The organism is Streptomyces sp. A012304, from assembly GCF_026008495.1.
In the GTDB taxonomy this organism is placed as follows: Bacteria; Actinomycetota; Actinomycetes; order Streptomycetales; family Streptomycetaceae; genus Streptomyces.
The window spans coordinates 83373-101855 of sequence record NZ_BQUN01000103.1 but is presented as its reverse complement, the minus strand read 5'-3'; the positions used below and the strand labels follow the sequence as shown (position 1 = coordinate 101855).

The window sequence follows — 18483 nt, the reverse complement described above, 5'->3', positions numbered from 1 at the left end:
CCACGGCCGTCCCGTGTGTCTCATCCCTCCAGCAGCCGCTGGCCCACGTACTCCCCTTCCGCCGCCCCGCCCGGCACCGCGAACAGGCCGCTCGCCTCGTGGCGGATGTACTGCGAGAGGGCGTCCCCGCGGTCCAGCTTGCGCTGCACCGTGACGAAGCTTCGCAGCGGGTCGGCCTGCCAGCAGATGAACAGCAGACCGGCGTCCGGGACGCCGTCGGCGTCGATGCCGTCGTGGTAGGAGAACGGCCGCCGCAGCATCGCCGCGCCGCCGTTCTGGTCGGGGCGGGTGATCCGGGCGTGCGCGTTGAGCGGCACGACGAGATCGCCGTCGGCGTCGGTCTTCTCCAGGTCCATCTCGGTCGTCTCGGTGCCCCCGCTCAGCGGCGCCCCGTCGGACTTGCGACGCCCGATGACCTGTTCCTGGGCCTTGACCGACAGGTTCTCCCAGTCGTCGAGGAGCATGCGGATGCGGCGTACGACGGCGTAGGAGCCGTTGGCCATCCAGGCGGGGTCGTTCGAGCCCGAGGCCGGGACGAAGATCCGCTGGTCGAAGTCGGCGTCCGTCGGCTTGGGATTGCGGGTGCCGTCCATCTGGCCCATCAGATTGCGGGCCGTCATGGGATGGGCGGTGGCGCCCGGGGTCCGGTTGAAGCCGTTCATCTGCCAGCGGACCTTCGCCGCGCTGCCCGCGTCCTTCTGGATCGCGCGCAGGGCGTGGAAGGCGACCAGGGCGTCGTTCGCTCCGATCTGCACCCACAGGTCGCCGTCGCTGCGCCTCTTGTCGAGCCGGTCGGAAGAGAAGTCCGGCAGCGGGTCGAGGGCGACCGGGCGCTGCTTCTCCAGGCCGGTACGGGCGAAGAAGCTGTGGCCGAAGCCGAAGGTGATCGTCAAGGACGAGGGGCCGGCGTCCCGGGCCACGTCCGTGTCGTCGTGCGGCGCGGCCTCGCCCGCCATCAGCCGCCGGGCAGTCTCCGACCAGCGGCGCAGCAGGGCGGCGGCCTCCTTGCGGCCCGCGCCGGCGGCGAGGTCGAAGGCGACCAGGTGACCTCGGGCCTGGAGGCCCTGGGTGATGCCGGGCTGATGTTTCACGTGGAACATCACCCGGTCGGCACCGATCGAGGAGAGCGGGGTCGCCTGGGTGGGCGCGGCGGCGTACCCGGCGGCGGCGCCCGCCGCCCCGAGGACGAGGCCGGTGGCGCCGGCGGTGCCGAGCAGCGTGCGCCGGGTCAGCCCCCCGGGAGCGGACGGCTCCCCGGGGACGACCTCGGCGTCAGGGGCCTCAGAAATGGACTGGTCAGGCATGGTGCGGTTCAGCCGATCTGCGCGTTCTTGGAGACGGTCACCTGGTCGATGTCGGAGGTCCGCACGGTGACGGCGATCTTCCACTCGCCGGCCATGGGGATCTGCACTCCGTTCGCCGACCAGTGGCCGGTGGTGATGTGGTCGGGGACGACGGGCAGTGGCCCGATGTCCTTGGTTTCGAGGGTGAAGGCGATCTTCACCTCGGGGACGTCGAAGGCGCGGCCGTTGGGCCGGGTGACGTAGACGTGCATCTCGTTGGCGCCGGTCCGCGCCGGGTCGAGGTCGACGCTGACGACGCCCTTGCCGTCGGTGCCGCCCGTGTCGAACGACATGTCGAGGGTCAGGGCGCCCGAGGCGCCCGTCGACGACGAGGACGACGAGGCAGCCGTGGCCGCCTTGGCCTCCTGCTCGGTACGGCCCGGCTCGGTGGATGTCAGCGCGGTGGTGACGGCGAGCAGCACGACGGCGACACCGGCCTCGGCGAGCACGGAGCGGCGCAGGCCGAGGCGGTGCGGGTCGGCGTCCCGGAGCCGTTTGCGCCGCGCGGTGTCCACGGCGGCACGCTGCCGGGCGAGCTGCGCGGCCCGCTCGGAGTCGGCGGGGTCGGAGCCGTCGGCTGCCTGCCGCGTACCACCGCCCGACGCGGACACCGACGCCGACGCGGACGCCGACGCCGACGCGGACGCTGGCCTCGACCCCGACGCCGGCCCCGCCCCCGCACCCGGGCCTGACACCGAACCCGAGTCCGAGTCCGAACCCGAGTCCGAGCCCAGTGCTGCGGTAGCGGCAGCGATCGTGGCGGCCGACGTCTTGGCCTCGGCCGTCGTCTCCTCGGCTGTCTCTGCCTCGGCCTTGGCCTCTCCAACCGGCTCGGCAGCGGCTGTCTCGGCCTCGGCCCTGGCCTTTCCGACCGGCTCGGCAGCGGCCGTCTCCCCAGCCGGCGTCTCCCCAGCAGCAGCCTCCGCGGCGGTCGTCCGCCCAGCAGCAGCCGCAGCGGCCGGACTCCCAGCAGGCGACTCGACACCCGCCGCCCCCACACCCGCCGACTCGACCGTGGGCACCCCCGTCAGCCGTGCCGTCCACCGACGGGAGATCCAGGCGACGCCGACGAGCAGCGCCACCAATCCGATCTTGACGAGCAGGAGCTGCCCGTAGCGGGTGTCGGTGAACGCCGACCAGGAGCCCAGCTGGCGCCACGACTGGTAGACGCCGGTCGCGACGAGCGCGACGACGCTGCCGAAGGCGACCTGCGAGAACCGGCGGACCGCAGCCGCCTCCACCGGGGGGTTCGCCCGGTAGAGCGCCACGAGCAGCGCGCACAGCCCGCCCAGCCAGGCGGCGACGGCCAGCAGATGCACGACGTCGACCGGCATCGCGATGCCCGCCTGGACTCCGACCGAGGCGTGCTCGGACATCGCCCAGCTGGCGGCGAGCCCGGCGGCCACGACGGTTCCGCCGAGGGAGAGCCCGAAGGTGAGGTCCCGCTTCTCCTCGTCCTCGCGCTTGTCGTAGGCGCCGAAGAGCACGGCGATGAACAGCGCGGCCGCGGCGAGCAGCAGCAGCCGGGAGACCAGCGCGGCGCCCGTCTTGGTCTGGAGCACCTGGCCGAGGAGGTCGAGGTCGAAGATGTCACCGACCTTCCCGGAGCCGGTGTAGGAGCCGCGCAGGAGCAGCAGGAACAGGGTGGCGGCGGTGAGCGCGACCCAGCCGGAGACGACGAGCCGCTGCACGGCCCGCACCCCGGTGCCGCGCGGCCAGCAGGCCAGTACGAAGGCGCCCGCGCCGACCATGACGATGAACCCGCCGTACGACACGTACCGTCCGAACCCGTACAGCCCGCCGACGACACCGCCGCCGGCCTGCTGGTCGGAGACCGAGACGCTGGTCTTGGAGGGGGCGCCGATGGAGAAGGTGTAGGCGCCGGCGACGGGGTGGCTGTCGGCGGAGACCACCTGGTAGGTCACGGTGTAGGTGCCGTCGGGCAGCCCGGAGTGGAGCCGCACGGCGTAGGTGGTGCCGCTGACGTTGGACGGCTCGCCGGTGTCGACGCGGGTGCCCTTGGGATCGAGGACCCGCAGCGAGTCGCCGTTCGTGGAGACCTGCTCGGAGAAGGTCAGCGACACCTGCGCGGGTGCCTTGTCGACCACCGCCCCCTGCGCGGGGTCGCTGCCGGTCAGCGCGGCGTGCGCGGAGGCGGGCGAGGCACCGGCGAGCAGCGCGCCGGTGACCGCCAGGAACAGCAGCAGCAGGATCCGTACGCGGGGGGCGATGGCCTGCGTCAAGGTGGTTCCTCCTCAGTGCCCGGTCTTGGGCGTGTATGTGGCGGATTCCACCGGCATCTCGACCTTGACGGTGCCGGACTCGGCGAAGTGCAGTTCCACGGTCACCTTCTCGCCCTGCTTCGGCTTGCGCTTCAGGTTCTCGAGCATCAGGTGGTTCCCTCCGCTCTCCAGCACCAGCCGGCCGTGCGCCGGGACGTCGAGGGAGTCGACCTCCTCCATCGACCCGCCGGCGGTCCGGTGCACGGTGACGCTGCCCGCGACGGTGCTGGTGACGGAGGTCAGTTCGTCCTTCGTACCGCCCTCGTTGGTGATCGTCAGGAAGCCCGCCGCCATGGAGTCGGAGACCGGCTGCGGTATGTAGGCGGAGCTGACGGACAAGTCGGCGCCGGAGGCCTCGTCGGAGCCGCAGCCCACGAGGACCAGGGCGCCGGTCAGGGCCAGGGCCGCGGGGGCGAACCGCCTCACGGGTTCTGCCCCTTCATGATCTTCGGGAGGTCCTTGGTGTACTGGTCGACCGTGACGCCCTCGCCGTAGAGGAGGTATCCGCCGTTCGTCTTCGGGGAGAAGGCGATGACCTGGGTGCCGTGGGTGGAGACGAGCTTGCCGTTCTTGTCCTTGTGCGGCGGCTCGATGGAGATGCCGACGGTGCGCGCGGCGGTCTGGATAGTGGCGAAGTCGCCGGTGAGACCGACCACCTCGGGATCGATGCCCTTGAGCCAGGTGCCGAGGGCGGCGGCGGTGTCCCGGGCCGGGTCGGTGGTGACGAACACGACGCGCAGCTCGTCCTGCTCCGCCTTGGGCAGCTGCTTCTTCGCGACGGCGATGTTGTTCATCGTCAGCGGGCAGACGTCGGGGCAGTGGGTGTAGCCGAAGTAGAGCAGTGTGGGATGGCCCGCGGTCTCCTTACGGAGGTCGTACTGCTTGCCCTGGGTGTCGGTCAGCACCAGGTTCGGCTTGGTGAAGGGCTGGTCCAGCACGGTCGCGCCCTCTTGTGAGGAACTGCCGCCGGAGACGGCGGCGACCGGGTCGGCGCTGTCGGCTCCGCTGCCGCAGGCGGAGAGGGTGAGGGTGGCCGCGGCGAGCAGGGCGGCCGCGGCGAGCGTCTTCTTGCGCATAGGGAAATGTCCTGGATGTGGGAGATCCGGCGCGTACCGGGTGCGGGGCGCAAGGGCCCCGCACCCGGTACGCGCCCTGGTGGAGCGAGCTTCGGTGGTCAGGAGGCGTCGGCGCGGCGGCGACCCGCGAGCACGCCGTACGCCACTCCGGCGGCGCCGATGACGATGCCGACCACGCCCAGCACACGGGCCGTGGTGTCACTGCTGTCGGTGTCGGAGGCGGCCTCGGTCGTGGCGGAGGCCGCCTTGGCGTCGTCGGAGTCCTCGTGGGAGTCCTCGGCGGCCGTGGAGGCGGTGGAGCCGTGCGCGTGGCCGTCCTCGGCGTCCGACAGCGCGAGCACCGGCGCCGGGTTGTCGGGCTCCTCCGCGCCCTTCTGCTGCACCTCGATCCAGCGCACGACCTCCTTGTTGGAGTACGTCTGGATCGCCTTGAAGACGATCTCGTCGCTGTCCTCGGGCAGCATGCCCAGGGAGACCGGGAACTGCTGGATGAAGCCGGGCTGGATGCCCTTGCCCTCGGCGGTCCAGGTGACCTTGGAGACGGCCTCGGAGATCTGTCGTCCGTGCACCTCGAGCGGCTTGGCGAGCTTGCTCTTGGTGACGGCGATCTTCCAGCCGGGGATCTGCTGCGGCAGGACCGAGGACAGCGGCTGGTCGGTCGGGAAGTTGATCTCCAGCTTGGTGGTCGAGGCGTTGTCGCGCTCGTTGGGCACGCGGAAGTCCACCACCGCGTAGCCGCCCTTGGCGGCGGTGCCCTCCGGCTGCACGGTGACGTGCGCGAAGGCGGGAGCGGACACGAGGAGGACGGTGGAGCCGGCGACGGCAGCGGCGGCGGCGAGACGAGAGATCTTCATTTCAGCGAACACTCCACTGGTTGTTCGAGTGATTCCGACGGTGAGGACGGCGTGGGCACGACGAAGGTGCGCACGCGCGTGTGCCGCACGACGGCGGCCTCTCCCGTGGGTGGTGGAGTGCTGGTCGCGTCGCGTCAGGCAGCGAGGACGAGGGCGGCGGCCGGCGGGCCGCGCCTGATCACCGTGTGCTGGAGTGCGCCCGTGCTGGGCATGGCCGGCGCGAGCAGGGCGGTGCGCGGGGTGCGCGGACCCGCCTCCGGCACGGCAGGCAGCCCCGCGAGCAGCGCCCGCACCAGCGCGAGCGCCCCGCGCAGGGACCGGACGAGGGCCGTCTCGGCGACGCCGTGCGCCGACAGTTCCACCAGCCGCCGCAGAGCCGCGTCGCCGTGCCGCAGCAGCCATCCGACGGCGACGGCCGCGAGGACATGGCCGAGCAGCATCGGCAGGGAGGGCAGCAGGGAGGCCGACAGCGACGTCGACGCGCCGGCGGCGGGGAGGGCGTCCGCAGCGTGGTGCGCGGAGCCCGAGGAAGCCATGTTCATGCCGCCGCCGGCGCCCGGGTTGTAAAGCCGCGCGTCGATGAGGAGTTTCTGCGCCTGGGCTGGGCTGATCGCGGCCGCCGTGGCCCCGCACAGCAGCCGGGCGGCCCGCTCGACCAGCGCGGCGTCGGAGAGGACCGTCGTCGACGAGGCCGACGAGACCGACGAGGCCGCTGCGGCCGACGAGGACACCGCGGCCGCCGTGCCGTGCTGTCCCAGGCCGAACAGCGTGTGCAGCACGGTCTGTCCGACGGCGAGCAGCGCCGCGATGCCCGGCAGTGACCGCTCGCGCCCGGCGAGCGGCACCACGACCGCCAGAACCCCCAGGAACCCGGCGCCGAGGGTCCACAGCGGAACCGTGGCGCAGGAGGCCGTCGTGTGACCGGCCGCAGCCAGCACGACGCAGACCGCGGCGAACACCGCGGCCCGCAGCAGCCGGAGATCACCTCCGGAGCGCGCCGTGCGCTGGTGGGGGTCAGTCATGGCGGGCTCATCATCGCACTGGCCTCACTACACCCATACGGCAGGTCCACAAGATTCCGTGCCGGAGGGAAGATCACTCTCTGGTGGGACTGGTGTGACTGATTCACATCGGTCCCACATACACCCTTTCCGGCCTGCCGTGCATCCCCCATATGGGCGGCATCACGCGGAATTCACGCTTACTCACGGCGTGTGGTGGCAATACGTATCGGTATGTCGAGCCGCGGCCTGGAGGCTGGAGCATGAGCATCTGGTGGTCACTCCATTTGCGGCGCGAGGCCGCGAGCGTGCCGCTCGCCCGGCGCCTGCTGCTCGGCGCCATGGAGACGGCGGGCGTCGACCCCGATGTCTCCTACGACCTCTCGGTGGCCCTGAGCGAGGCCTGCGCCAACGCCGTGGAGCATGGCGGGGACGGCGGGATCGGCGGCTGTTCGGAGGCGTACCGCGTCACCGCCTACCTCGATGGCGAGATGTGCCGCATCGAGGTCGCGGACTCCGGCCCGGGCTTCGACGCCGATCGCCCCGCGCCGGAACCGGTCCGTGTGGGCGCCGACGCCGAGGAGGGGCGCGGCCTGTTCCTCATCCGGGAGCTCGCCGACCATGTGCACGTCGGCAACAAGCCGGGGCGCGGCGGGGCCGTGGTGAGCTTCGACAAGATCCTCAAGTGGCGCAAGGACGCGCCGCTGATGGCGGTGTGACGCGCCGCTGACGGCGGTGCAGGGACGCCTCGCCGGGCCCGCGGCCGATTCGGGTTCCTCACCGATCTCCACGCACGCGTGGAGCCCACGGGGCAGCGCGGGGCTGCTGGCGGGAGCGCTGTTCGTCGCCTCGCCGCTGCCGCTCACGCCACCGGCGAGGCCGGTGGCCTGATGACCGGGCGCCGATGACGGGGCTCCCACTTCAGAGCCCTGTCCGTAGGGCTGGGCCCATCTCAGAGCCCGTCCCTAGCGTGCGGCTTCCGTCCGGAGCCCTCTCACACTGCCCATAGGACCCACCCCCTCCACCCCGACCCCGACCTCGGCCTCCCGCCGCCCCGCCGCCGCCCATCGGGCCGCCGGCCCCACCCCGTACGACGCCGCCAGCGTCACCCCGCCCAGCAGCAGCCAGCCCGGCGTCCCCCACTCGACCAGCAGCCAGGTCAGCATCAGCGGCCCGAGGGTGCGGGCGACCGTGACGCCCGTCCCGAAGAAGCCCTGGTACTCGCCGACCCGGTCGGCCGGGGCCAGCTCGAACGACAGCTGCCAGGAGCCCGCCGACTGCCCCATCTCCGCCACCACCTGAAGCACCGCCCCCAGGACCAGGACGCCCGCCGCGACCCAGGGCGAGGCGCCCGCGGAGAGCGCGAACACCGCGCACGCCGCGGCCATCACCCACCCCGAGCGGCGCAGCACGCGCGAGGCGCTGTCCACACCGGTCACACCCCGTGCCGCCCGGACCTGGAACACGGTCACCGCGGCGGTGTTGAGCACGAACAGCGCGGAGACCAGCCACGCCGGTGCTCCGGTCCGTGATGTGATCCACAGCGGCAGCACCAGGCTGAGCAGCGGCAGCCGCAGCAACAGCACGGTGTTCAGCAGGGCGACGACCGCGTACGGCCGGTCCCGCAGCACGCCCAGCCGCCCACGCGGCCGCACCGGACCCGCCGCCACCGCCGGCAGCCCGGCCAGCAGCAGCGCGCACACCAGGAAGCTCACCGCGTCGGCCACGAACACCGCGAGGTACGCCTCCCGCGTCCCGGCGTGCAGCGCGAGCCCGCCGAGCCCGGCCCCCACCGCGAGACCGGCGTTGAGCGTCGCCTGCAACCACGCCAGCAGCCCCGTCCGCTCCCCGGCGGGCACCAGCCCCGCCAGCAACGCCTGCCGGGCCGCCGCGAGTCCCGACTGCGCGGCCGCGTACCCGCAGGCCACCAGCACGAACGGCAGGAACCCGCGCACGAGCGTGAACGACGCCACCGCGAGCGCGGTCGCCAGCGCCAGCAGCACCGCCGTACCGCGCGGGCCGCGCCGGTCGGCCAGCCGGCCCAGCGGCACCCCGGCCAGTGAGCCGACCGCCCATCCGAGGGTCAGCCCGAGCCCCACGCGCGCGGGGGCGAGTCCGGCGACCTGGGTGAAGTACAGGGCCGACGTCGTGTAGTAGGCGCCGTCCCCGACCGAGTTGCTCAACTGGGCCAGGGCGAGCAGCCGCTGCGGGCGGGTCTTTGTCATGCCTACGACGCTAGGGCCGTATTGGACCCGCCAGAAGCACCAATCACCCGCCCCGCGAATGGCCCAATCACGATCCCTGCGCAGCCCCGTCAGGCCCCGCCCAGCACCTTCACCAGCACGTCCAACGCCTGCGGATAGGCCCGTTCCCGGGGCGTCCCGTAGCCGACCACCAGCCCCTGCGGGCGCCCCGCCGGCCGGTCGCCGTGCCAGTGCTCGCCCAGGTGTCCTACGGCGAGCCCCTCCGCCTCCGCGCGGGCCAGCACCTCCGCCTCGTCGCCGACCTCGACCAGCGCGTGCAGCCCGGCCGCGATCCCGCGCACGCCCCGCCGCGCGCCCAGCCGCTCCAGCAGCAGGTCCCTGCGGCGCCGGTAGCGCAGCCGGCACGCGCGCACATGCCGGTCGTAGGCATGGCTGTCGATCAGTTCGGTGAGGGCGAGCTGCCCGATGGTCTCGGTGTGGTGGTCGCTGTGGAGCTTGGCGTCGGCGACGGCGTCGACGAGCCGTGGCGGCAGCACCATCCAGCCGAGCCGCAGCGCGGGCCCGAGGGTCTTGGAGGCGGTGCCGAGGTAGACGACCTGCCCGGGCGCCATTCCCTGGAGCGCGCCCACCGGCTGCCGGTCGTAACGGAACTCCCCGTCGTAGTCGTCCTCGACGATCAGCGCGTCACGCGCGCGTGCCCAGTCCGTCAGCGCCCGCCGCCGCTCCGGGTGCAGGGTCACCCCGGTCGGGTACTGGTGCGCGGGGGTGACGACGACGGCGGCCGAGTCCCCCAGAGCGTCCACGCACACCCCCCGCCCGTCGACGCCGACGGGCACGACCCGCCCGCCGTTGCGGCGCACGACCTCCCGGTGGAACGGCAGCCCCGGATCCTCCATGGCCACCGGCGCACCCTCCAGCACCCGTGTGAGCAGCGCGAGCCCCTGCACGTACCCGGAGGTGATCACGATCCGCTCCGGCGGCGCGATCACCCCGCGCGCCCGCCCCAGATACCCCGACAGCGCCGTCCGCAGCTCGATCCGCCCGCGCGGATCGCCGTAGTCGTACGCCAGGGAGGGTGCCGTCGCGATGGCGCGGCGCAGCGCCCGCAGCCAGGCCGCCGCCGGGAACGCCCCGACGTCGGGGCTGCCGGGCCGCAGGTCGAACCGGGGCTCACGGGCGCGCGTGGCCGTTCCCGGCGTCTCGGAGGCGACGGACGGCAGCGCGGCGACCCGGGTCCCCGATCCCTGCCGCGCGGTGAGGTATCCCTCGGCGACGAGCTGGTCGTAGGCGGCCTTCACGGTGTTGCGCGAGATGCCCGTCTCGGCCGCGAGTCGCCGGGTGGCCGGCAGCCGCGTCCCGGGCGCGAGCCGCCCGTCGCGCACGGCGTCGCGCAGGGCACGCTCGAGCCCGGCGCGACGCCCTTCTGCGGGGTCCGCCTCCAGGTGCAGGTCCACACCGACGCCCTCGGGGGCGTGATCAGCCATGGACCGCGGCACTCAGCCCTGGGACCCCTTGAGCGAGGCCATCCAGGTCTCGACCTCGTCGGACCGCCTCGGAAGGCCCGCCGACAGGTTCCGGTTCCCGTCGTCCGTCACCAGGATGTCGTCCTCGATCCGCACGCCGATCCCCCGGTACTCCTCCGGGACGGTCAGGTCGTCGGCCTGGAAGTACAGCCCCGGCTCGACCGTCAGGACCATGCCGGGCTCCAGGACTCCGTCCACGTACGACTCCACCCGCGCGGCGGCGCAGTCGTGGACGTCCATGCCGAGCATGTGCCCGGTGCCGTGCAGCGTCCAGCGGCGCTGGAGGCCCAGCTCCAGCACCCGCTCCACCGGTCCCTCGACGAGCCCCCACTCGACGAGCCGCTCGGCCAGCACGCGCTGCGCCGCGTCATGGAAGTCGCGGTACTTCGCGCCCGGCCTGACCGCCGCGATGCCCGCCTCCTGCGCGTCGTACACGGCGTCGTAGATCTTCTTCTGGATGTCGCTGAACCGCCCGTTGACCGGCAGCGTGCGGGTGACGTCCGCGGTGTAGTACGTGTGCGTCTCGACGCCCGCGTCCAGCAGCAGCAGCTCACCCGAACGCACCGGGCCGTCGTTGCGCACCCAGTGCAGGGTGCAGGCGTGCGGGCCGGCGGCGGCGATGGTGCCGTAGCCGACGTCGTTGCCCTCCACGCGCGCGCGGAGGAAGAACGTGCCCTCGATGTAGCGCTCGGAGGTCGCCTCGGCCTTGTCCAGCACCCGTACGACGTCCTCGAAACCGCGCACCGTCGAGTCGACGGCCTTCTGCAGCTCACCGATCTCGAAGTCGTCCTTGACGAGACGGGCCTCGGAGAGGAAGACGCGCAGTTCCTCGTCGCGTTCGGCGGTGACCTTGTCGGTCAGCGCGGCCTCGATGCCGGCGTCGTGGCCCCGCACGACCCGCACCGGGCCGGTCGCCTCGCGCAGCGTGTCGGCCAGCTCGCGCACGTCGGAGGCGGGGATGCCGTACAGCTTCTCGGCCTCGGTGAGCGAGTGCCGGCGGCCGACCCACAGCTCGCCGTGGCCGGAGAGCCAGAACTCGCCGTTCTCACGGTCGGAGCGCGGCAGGAGGTAGATCGTCGCGGCATGGGCGTCGCCCTTGGGCTCCAGGACCAGCACGCCGTCCTCGGTCTGGTTGCCGGTGAGGTAGGCGTACTCGACGGAGGCGCGGAAGGGGTACTCGGTGTCGTTCGAGCGCGTCTTCAGGTTGCCCGCGGGGATCACGAGGCGCTCACCGGGGAAGCGCGCGGAGAGCGCGGCGCGGCGGGCGGCCGTCTCGGCGGCCTGGGCGATCGGCTCCAGGTCACGCAGCTCGGTGTCGGCCCAGCCGGACTTCATGTTCTCGGCCAGCTCGTCGGACACGCCCGGGTACAGGCCGTTCTTGCGCTGCTTGATCGGCTCTTCTTCAGCGGTCTCCGGGGTCTCCGGGAGCTCTTCCGCCACGGTCATCCTCCTCGATACGGCACTGGACCCCCTCCATCGTACGGTCGTGCGTACGGGGAGCCCGGGGCGCGAGACCGCCGCCGTCCTCGGCTCGGAACCGTGCCGTGAGCTACTCGAACCGTGCCGCGAGCAGGACGACGTCCTCCGTGCCGTCGGTCGCGTCCAGCCCCTCCGGCAGCATCGTGCGCAGCACATGGTCGGCGAGCGCGCCCGGGTCGTGGCGGACCGCCTTGGGTACGCCGGCGGCGGCCGCGTGCAGCCGGGCGAAGGCGCGGTCGGTGGGGGCGCCGGTGCGGTGCAGCAGTCCGTCGGTGTACAGCAGGACCGTCTCGCCGGGCTCGGCCTGGAGCTCCACGCTCGGCGCCTCCCAGCAGGCGAGCATTCCCAGCGGCGCGGAGACCGAGGTCTCCACGAACTCCGTGCGCCGCGCGCCGACCAGCAGCGGCGGGCAGTGCCCGGCCCCCGCCAGGGTGATCTTGCGCAGCGCGGGCTCGCAGTAGGCGAACAGGGCGGTGGCGGAACGGGCGGGCTCGGTCAGCCGCAGCAGCAGCTCCAGGTCGGACAGGACGGCGACCGGGTCCTCGCCCTCCATCACCGCGTAGGCGCGCAGGGAGGCGCGCAGCCGGCCCATCGCGGCGATCGCGCTGGCCCCGGAACCGGTGACCGAGCCGACCGCCAGGCCCAGGGCGGCGTCCGGCAGCGGCAGCGCGTCGTACCAGTCGCCACCGCCGCGCGGGCCGGTGCGGTGCCGGGCGGCCAGCTGGACGCCGTAGACGCGGGGGAGCCGGGACGGCAGCAGTTCCTCGGAGATCGTCGCCATGCACGCGCGTGTGCGCTCGATCTCCACGAGGCGGGCGAGGTGCTCGGCGGCGTAGCGGACGTACAGGCCGGCCAGGTGGCGCTGGCGCTCGACCGGCTCGGCGGGATCGTCGTAGAGCCAGACGGCGGCGCCCAGGCGGCCCGCGCCCTCCCCGGCGAGGGGCAGGGCGTAGCTGGCGGCGTAGCCGAGACGGGCGGCGACCTCGCGGTGGCGGGGGTCGAGGCCGTCCTCGGCGAACAGGTCGGGCTCGGCGATCTCGCCGTCGCCGCCGGGCAGTCCGTCGAGGATCCGGCCGTAGGACAGGGCGCTGCGCGGCACGGTCTCGATGTGGCCGAGGTCGGCCCGGCCGAGACCGAGGCCGATGGTGGTGTCCGGGCCGAGTCCGTCGGCCGGTTCCAGGACCACGAGACCGCGCCGGGCGCCCACGAGGGCGGCACCGGCGTGCAGCAGTTCCTGGAGGGCGTCGGCCAGGGTGTCCGTTCGGGCCAGGCGTTCGGTGAGTTCGTGGAGGGTCGTGAGATCGGACACCCAGCCGGCGAGACGGTCCTGGAGGAGGGCTCCTGCGGCGGGAGGGACCGGTGGGGCGGCTGGGGCGGCGGACGCGGGCGCGACAGTGTGTGTGGGCGAGGGAAGCGTTGAATCGATTCCGGCCACTTTCGGGGGGTGCGGGGCGTTCATGGTGTCCGGCTCTCGGACCGGTGCGTATTGCGCAAAAGCATCGCAAACCCCCATGTCGTTCTGCGCCGCTAGCAGTGTCTCCACATGTACACGCACTCGTGATGGGATGTCCAGCATTGTCCTGCGAAGATCGCTGGTGTCCGTGGGGCCTGCGGTGTTGTCGCGCACGATGGTCCGGCTCCCTTGCGAAAAAGCAAAGTTGGCTTAAAACTGCCTCGGGTAACAGGTGATTGCGGTCGACTGGGCTTGCTCCACGGAGCGTCACAGCGGTCGTGATGGGTACGTACTCGGTAAGGACCAGGGGTCGTTGGGAGCCACCCGGAACCTGGTGACCGGCCCGGGCGTCTTAGCCACCGACGACCGTGCCCCATCCTCCCGTGGTGGAGGCGGAGAGAACCACGCGCACGGCAAAACGCCAGACTTCGCCACCCCACGCCAGGCCCACGCACGAGGTGGGCGCAGTATGGACGGAGTGGCCGCGCAAGCAGCCGACGAACGAACCCGAGGGGTTCCCCTTGTCCATGACAGGGGTGTGATGCGCCAACAGGTACGCCCAGTGAAGTGATCGACACATGGTGTGATGTGGCCCACGGTGTTGCCAGCGGTGCAACGGAAAGGAACGAGCGCTCATGCGCGAGATCCTCGGAAGGCGACGCAGGCTCCTGTCCCAGCGCAGCGACGGGGGGCCTGAGTTGATCGACGCGGCCCTGGCCTTCGCGACGGAATGGCAGTGGCCCGTACTCCCGGGCGTGACGGCGGACCCGCAGGGGCGTTCCCGTTGCGGCTGCCCCGACCCGGAGTGCTCGGTGCCCGGTGCCCACCCCTTCGACCCCGGCCTCCTCGCGGCCACCACCGACGCGCGCATGGTGCGCTGGTGGTGGACCAACCGGCCGGCCGCCCCGATCGTCCTGGCCACGGGGGGCAGCGCGCCCTGCGCGGTCAGCCTGCCCGCCCTCGCGGCCTCCCGCGCGCTCACCGCGCTCGACCGCCAGGGCATGCGCCTCGGCCCGGTGGTCGCCGCGCCCACCCGCTGGTCGATCCTCGTGCGGCCGTACGGGATGGAGCAGTTGGGCGAACTGCTGTACGCCAAGGACTTCGTCCCCGGCTCCCTGCGCTTCCACGGCGAGGGCGGCTATCTCGCCCTGCCCCCCTCCGAGACCGGCCAGGGGGAGATCCGCTGGGAGCGGGCGCCGCTGCCCGGCTCGGCCTCGCCCTGGGTGCCCGACGTGGAGGCCGTGGTGGACGCGGTCGTCGACGCCCTCACTCGTACGGGTGTGAGCGCGCCCGAGTTGTAGGGGTGTCGGGCGCGCGCGGGCGGGATACCCGCCCGCGCTCGTTATCTTCCGCCCTATGAACCTTCGTCTCCTCGCCCTCGGGGGCGTCGTGGTGTGCGTGGTCGCACTGCCTCTTGCCATGGCGTCCGCGGGGTCCGTGGACGACGAGAGGCGACCGGACGCGTCCTCGTCCGCGCGCTCGCGGTCCCTGGTCGACACCGTGTTCCCCTCGGCCGCTCCCGGTACGGACCCCAAGGCCCCGTCCGGGCAGCCCGCGCGGCCCTCCGGCTCGCCCGGGCTGCTCGGGCTGGGCCTCGCCACCGCCGCCCGCTGCGGACCCGAACTCACCTCTCCCGACGGCGTCGAGGCGCAGACCTGTGTGCTGACGCAGGGCGAGGAGACCTGGGCGCGCACCTACTACCGCAACGCCACCGGCCGCGCCCTGGAGGCCGTCCTGAGCTTCATGGGGCCCAAGGGGCACACCGTGCGGATGCGCTGCGCCGTGGGCTCCGACGACGAGCCGGCGGCCTGCGAGACGCCCCGTGAGCGCGGCCAGGGCCGGCCGGCCGCGTACACGGCGGTCGCGGAGTTCGCCGAGGCGGGCGGCGACGGGCCGCTGCTGCTGCGCTCCGGCAGCAACTCCGAGGCGGACTCGGGCAGTTGACGTGCGATGTCGGGGCGTGAACGGCGTCCGGCATGAAAAGACCCGGTTGCTGGCGACGGGGGATGCACCAGCAACCGGGCTACTCGAACGGTAACAAGAGATCGGCTCCAAGCAAATTCGATCTCTTGTTTTCATCGGCTTTCCGGACACCGGCAGAAGGTGGCCTTCTGGCTCCGACTCGCCTTGCGCACACGGGAGTTGTGAGCGGAGTCACGCCTTCCGCCGACCCGGAGACTGACCGGTCGGTCAGCCGGAACGGCCCCTCGGGCCGGTCCGTCAGCTGAGCGTCACCTGTCGGTTGGTGAGGCCGCCGCGCGCGCGTCGCTCGTCCGCGGTGAGCGGCGCGTCCGAGGCCAGAGCGGTGGCGAGGCGCTCGGCGAACTCGGCGGCCGGCTTCTCCACGTCCTCCGCCGAGACCCCGCTGGGCAGGTCCCAGACCGGCACCGTCAGGCCGTGCGCCCGGAAGGAGCCCACCAGCCGGGTGCCCTCGCCGAGGCTGGAACGGCCCGCCGCGTGCAGACGCGCCAGCGCGTCCAGAAGCTGCTCCTCCGGGTGCGGCATGACCCAGCGCAGGTGGTTCTTCTCCGGCGTCTCGCACCAGTAGGCGGCGTCCACGCCGGTCAGCTTCACGGTCGGGATCGCCGCCGCGTTGGCCCGCTCCAGGGAAGCGGCCACCTCCGGCGTCGCGTTCTCCGGGTCCGGCACCCAGAACTCGAAACCGCTGTGCACGACTGGCTCGAACGCGCCTTCCGGGTCGAGCAGATCCTGCATGCGCGGGCCGTCGGACGGGGCGCGGCGACCCTGTACGGGCGTGCCCGGCTCCGCCTCCAGGGCCCGCTGGAGGGTGTCGGCCAGATCGCGGCTGATGTCGCCCGAGGCCGTGTCGTTCTGCAGGCCGAGCAGGACCGAGCCGTCGTCGCGGCGCAGGGCGGGCCAGGCCATCGGCAGCACGGTGGCCAGCGTGACCGACGGGACGCCCTCGGGCAGGCCGTCCTTCAGCGTCAGCTCGACCGTGGCCGCCGGGACCAGCTCGCGCAGCGCCACCCAGTCGCACTCGCCCGGCAGGCCCTCGAACGGACGCTGCACCAGCTCGGTCGCGGCATGCGCGGCGGCCCGGCCGTGGCAGGCCTTGTAGCGGCGGCCGCTGCCACAGGGGCAGGGCTCCCGGGCACCGACGACCGGGATCTCACCGTCGGTGATCTGCGGCCGGCCGGCCTTCGTCTGGGATCGCTTCTTGGCCATCTGGGTGTCTCCCGGGTACGGCTCGTCTGGTACGGGCGGGAGCCTAGCCGTTCGTACGAGGAGTCACGGGAACCTGTGGACAACGGCCAGGTTTGTGACGACAGGTCCGTGGGGGGTCGGGCGGGTCTGTGGGTGAGGGGTCTGTGGGGAGTCGGGCGAGTCTGGGGTGAGAGGTCCGTGCGGTGCCGGACGGGTCTGTGTCACGCGGGGGACCGGAAACCGCTCCAGGACCTAGTCCAGGTCGTCGAACGCGTCCGTGAAGTCCAGGTCGGGCATCGACGACACCGCCGGGGCGGTGACCCGGGAGGCGAAGTCGTCGCGTCGGCATCCGGCGTCGGGGTCGTACACGTCCTCGTGCACGACGACCCAGACGGTGACCTCGCCCCGGGCGTCGTCCCGCACGCCCCAGTCGTCGGCCAGCGCCGTGATGATGTTGAGTCCCCGGCCGCCGTGCGCGGTGACCGAGGGGGTGGCCGGGGCCGGGCGGGTCGGGCCGCCGCCGTCGGTCACCTCGACGACCAGCCGGCCGCTCGGGTCCACGCGCCACGCGGCCAGCACCTCACCGTCCCCGGCGAGGCGGTCGCCCAGGGGCCGGCCGTGCTTGCACGCGTTGCTCAAGAGTTCGGAAAGGATCAGTACGGCATCGTCGATGACCGTTTCGGAGACCCCGCCCCTGCGCAACTGGTCGCGCATGCGGTGTCTCGCCTTGCCCACGCCCGCAGGGCCATGGGGTACGGCCATGCTCGACGACGTGGGCACCTCCTGTGCCACCACCAACGCCACCCCCGAGACCTCCTTCGCCCCACGCCACGGTGTGGATGCCCCATTGGCCTGTACCGGAAACCGGCCAATCCAGGTCCGGAGACGCATTCTTACCGTACGAACACGGACCGAACACGCCGGAGCACTCCCCGTGAGGGGACGGCCATTGTGTGGCTGAATTTCTTCGACTTGGCCGAGATCGGAGGATGCTTCAGGTGACCGGTCGGGTCAAGAGGTGTGCATGGGACCAGTGGGACTTCTGTGACTTCCTACGGCTCGGGCCGGGGTGCCGGGGTGCTGCGGCGCCGATGTGCCGGGGGTCTCAGCGGCCCAGCCGGCGCAGCACCGCGCGCGGGCGGTTGGTGATGATCGCGTCGACGCCGAGTCCGACGCACAGGTCGACGTCGTCGATCTCGTTCACCGTCCACACGTGCACCTGGTGGCCGGCCCGCTTCAGCCGCTCCACATATGTGGGGTGGTTGCGCACGATGCGGATCGACGGACCCGCGATGCCCACCCCCTGGGGCAGCCGCCCGTCCCGCAGCCGGGGCGAGACGAACTGCATCAGATAGACCGTCGGCAGGGTCGGCGCGGCGGCACGCACGCGATGCAGCGAACGCGCCGAGAAGCTCATGATCCGCACCGGCGACTCGGCCGCCGTGTCCGGCGCGTCCAGGCCGAACCGCTTCAGGAGCAGCAGCAGCCGCTCCTCCACCTGCCCGGCCCAGCGCGTCGGGTGCTTGGTCTCGATGGCCAGTTCCACACGCCGCCCCGAGTCCGCGACGAGCTCCAGCAGCCGCTCCAGGGTCAGGACGGAGGTCTCCTCGCGGTCCTCGGGCCGGACCTCCCAGTCGGGCTCCTCGTCGCGCCCGCTCCAGGCCTCCTTGGCCTCCCGCGACTTCCACGAGCCGAAGTCCAGGGCGGCGAGGTCGGCGAGCTCCAGGGCGGAGACGGCCCCGCGGCCGTTGGACGTACGGTTGACGCGGCGGTCGTGGACGCAGACGAGATGACCGTCCGCGGTCAGCCGCACATCGCACTCGAGGGCGTCCGCACCGTCCTCGATCGCCTTCTTGTACGCGGCCAGGGTGTGCTCCGGGGCCTCCTCGGAAGCCCCGCGGTGGGCGACGACCTGAATCGGGTGCTGCTGCCGTGCGTGGGTCACCGCGTCATGGTGCCACCCGGGCGGGGTACGCGTCCGGTCGGATCGGGTCAAGGGGCCGGGAGGGAGCGGGCGGAGTCTGAGAACCCTCTGAGAACCACCTGAGATGTTCCGGAGAACCGCCCGAATTGCACAAAAAGGAACGATGTAAAGAATGGCCA

The 18483-nt window shown here is 72.6% G+C and carries 16 protein-coding genes; 3 read left to right on the top strand and 13 right to left on the bottom strand.

Annotated elements, in window-relative coordinates; translation table 11 throughout:
* Nucleotides 1-20 precede the first annotated feature (20 nt).
* The 6 genes from efeB to ALMP_RS26165 form a co-directional block, all read right to left on the bottom strand.
* A complete protein-coding gene (efeB, locus tag ALMP_RS26190) occupies nt 21-1304 on the bottom strand; it encodes an iron uptake transporter deferrochelatase/peroxidase subunit (RefSeq protein WP_264932433.1) in 1284 nt (427 codons plus the stop codon).
* 8 nt (nt 1305-1312) lie between these two features.
* Nucleotides 1313-3586: a copper resistance CopC/CopD family protein gene (locus ALMP_RS26185; RefSeq protein WP_264932431.1), complete on the bottom strand. Its 2274-nt coding sequence runs from the start codon at nt 3584-3586 to the stop codon at nt 1313-1315.
* A 12-nt stretch (nt 3587-3598) separates the two neighbouring features.
* Complete coding sequence (locus ALMP_RS26180) at nt 3599-4051, bottom strand: copper chaperone PCu(A)C (protein WP_264932429.1); 453 nt, start codon at nt 4049-4051, stop codon at nt 3599-3601.
* Nucleotides 4048-4701, bottom strand: coding sequence for an SCO family protein (locus tag ALMP_RS26175; protein ID WP_264932427.1), 654 nt, complete (start codon nt 4699-4701; stop codon nt 4048-4050). Before ALMP_RS26175 ends, ALMP_RS26180 begins: the two co-directional genes overlap by 4 nt.
* A gap of 98 nt (nt 4702-4799) precedes the next feature.
* Complete coding sequence (locus tag ALMP_RS26170; protein WP_264932425.1) at nt 4800-5555, bottom strand: YcnI family protein; 756 nt, start codon at nt 5553-5555, stop codon at nt 4800-4802.
* Nucleotides 5556-5689: 134 nt separating this feature from the next.
* Nucleotides 5690-6577, bottom strand: a complete 888-nt coding sequence (locus ALMP_RS26165; RefSeq protein WP_264932423.1) for a hypothetical protein — start codon at nt 6575-6577, stop codon at nt 5690-5692.
* Nucleotides 6578-6819: 242 nt separating this feature from the next.
* Between ALMP_RS26165 and ALMP_RS26160 the strand changes: the two genes are divergently transcribed.
* Nucleotides 6820-7275 carry an ATP-binding protein gene (locus tag ALMP_RS26160; protein WP_264932421.1) on the top strand — a complete coding sequence of 152 codons (456 nt, stop codon included), beginning with the start codon at nt 6820-6822 and terminating at the stop codon, nt 7273-7275.
* A 246-nt stretch (nt 7276-7521) separates the two neighbouring features.
* On the opposite strand, the gene ALMP_RS26155 is transcribed toward ALMP_RS26160, so the two are convergent.
* From ALMP_RS26155 to ALMP_RS26140, 4 genes are all read right to left on the bottom strand, one after another.
* Nucleotides 7522-8781: an MFS transporter gene (locus ALMP_RS26155; protein WP_264932419.1), complete on the bottom strand. Its 1260-nt coding sequence runs from the start codon at nt 8779-8781 to the stop codon at nt 7522-7524.
* A gap of 89 nt (nt 8782-8870) precedes the next feature.
* Nucleotides 8871-10244 carry a PLP-dependent aminotransferase family protein gene (locus tag ALMP_RS26150; protein ID WP_264932417.1) on the bottom strand — a complete coding sequence of 458 codons (1374 nt, stop codon included), beginning with the start codon at nt 10242-10244 and terminating at the stop codon, nt 8871-8873.
* A gap of 12 nt (nt 10245-10256) precedes the next feature.
* Entirely contained in the window at nt 10257-11729 is a 1473-nt protein-coding gene (locus tag ALMP_RS26145; RefSeq protein WP_264932415.1) for an aminopeptidase P family protein, read from the bottom strand.
* Nucleotides 11730-11832: 103 nt separating this feature from the next.
* Nucleotides 11833-13338: a PP2C family protein-serine/threonine phosphatase gene (locus tag ALMP_RS26140; protein WP_264932897.1), complete on the bottom strand. Its 1506-nt coding sequence runs from the start codon at nt 13336-13338 to the stop codon at nt 11833-11835.
* 512 nt (nt 13339-13850) lie between these two features.
* Here ALMP_RS26140 and ALMP_RS26135 point away from each other — a divergent pair.
* Nucleotides 13851-14516 carry a bifunctional DNA primase/polymerase gene (locus ALMP_RS26135; RefSeq protein WP_264932413.1) on the top strand — a complete coding sequence of 222 codons (666 nt, stop codon included), beginning with the start codon at nt 13851-13853 and terminating at the stop codon, nt 14514-14516.
* 55 nt (nt 14517-14571) lie between these two features.
* Nucleotides 14572-15159 (top strand): hypothetical protein, encoded by a 588-nt coding sequence (locus ALMP_RS26130; protein WP_264932411.1) that lies wholly within the window; start codon nt 14572-14574, stop codon nt 15157-15159.
* Between the two features lie 276 nt (nt 15160-15435).
* Here the strand turns inward: ALMP_RS26130 and ALMP_RS26125 are convergent, their stop codons facing one another.
* The 3 genes from ALMP_RS26125 to ALMP_RS26115 all read right to left on the bottom strand — a co-directional run bounded on the left by ALMP_RS26125 (nt 15436) and on the right by ALMP_RS26115 (nt 18325).
* A complete protein-coding gene (locus ALMP_RS26125; protein ID WP_264932409.1) occupies nt 15436-16401 on the bottom strand; it encodes an SEC-C domain-containing protein in 966 nt (321 codons plus the stop codon).
* Nucleotides 16402-16632: 231 nt separating this feature from the next.
* On the bottom strand, nt 16633-17271 hold the full coding sequence (locus ALMP_RS26120; protein WP_264932407.1) for an ATP-binding protein: 639 nt from the start codon (nt 17269-17271) through the stop codon (nt 16633-16635).
* 214 nt (nt 17272-17485) lie between these two features.
* On the bottom strand, nt 17486-18325 hold the full coding sequence (locus tag ALMP_RS26115; RefSeq protein WP_264932405.1) for a glycerophosphodiester phosphodiesterase: 840 nt from the start codon (nt 18323-18325) through the stop codon (nt 17486-17488).
* Nucleotides 18326-18483 lie beyond the last annotated feature (158 nt).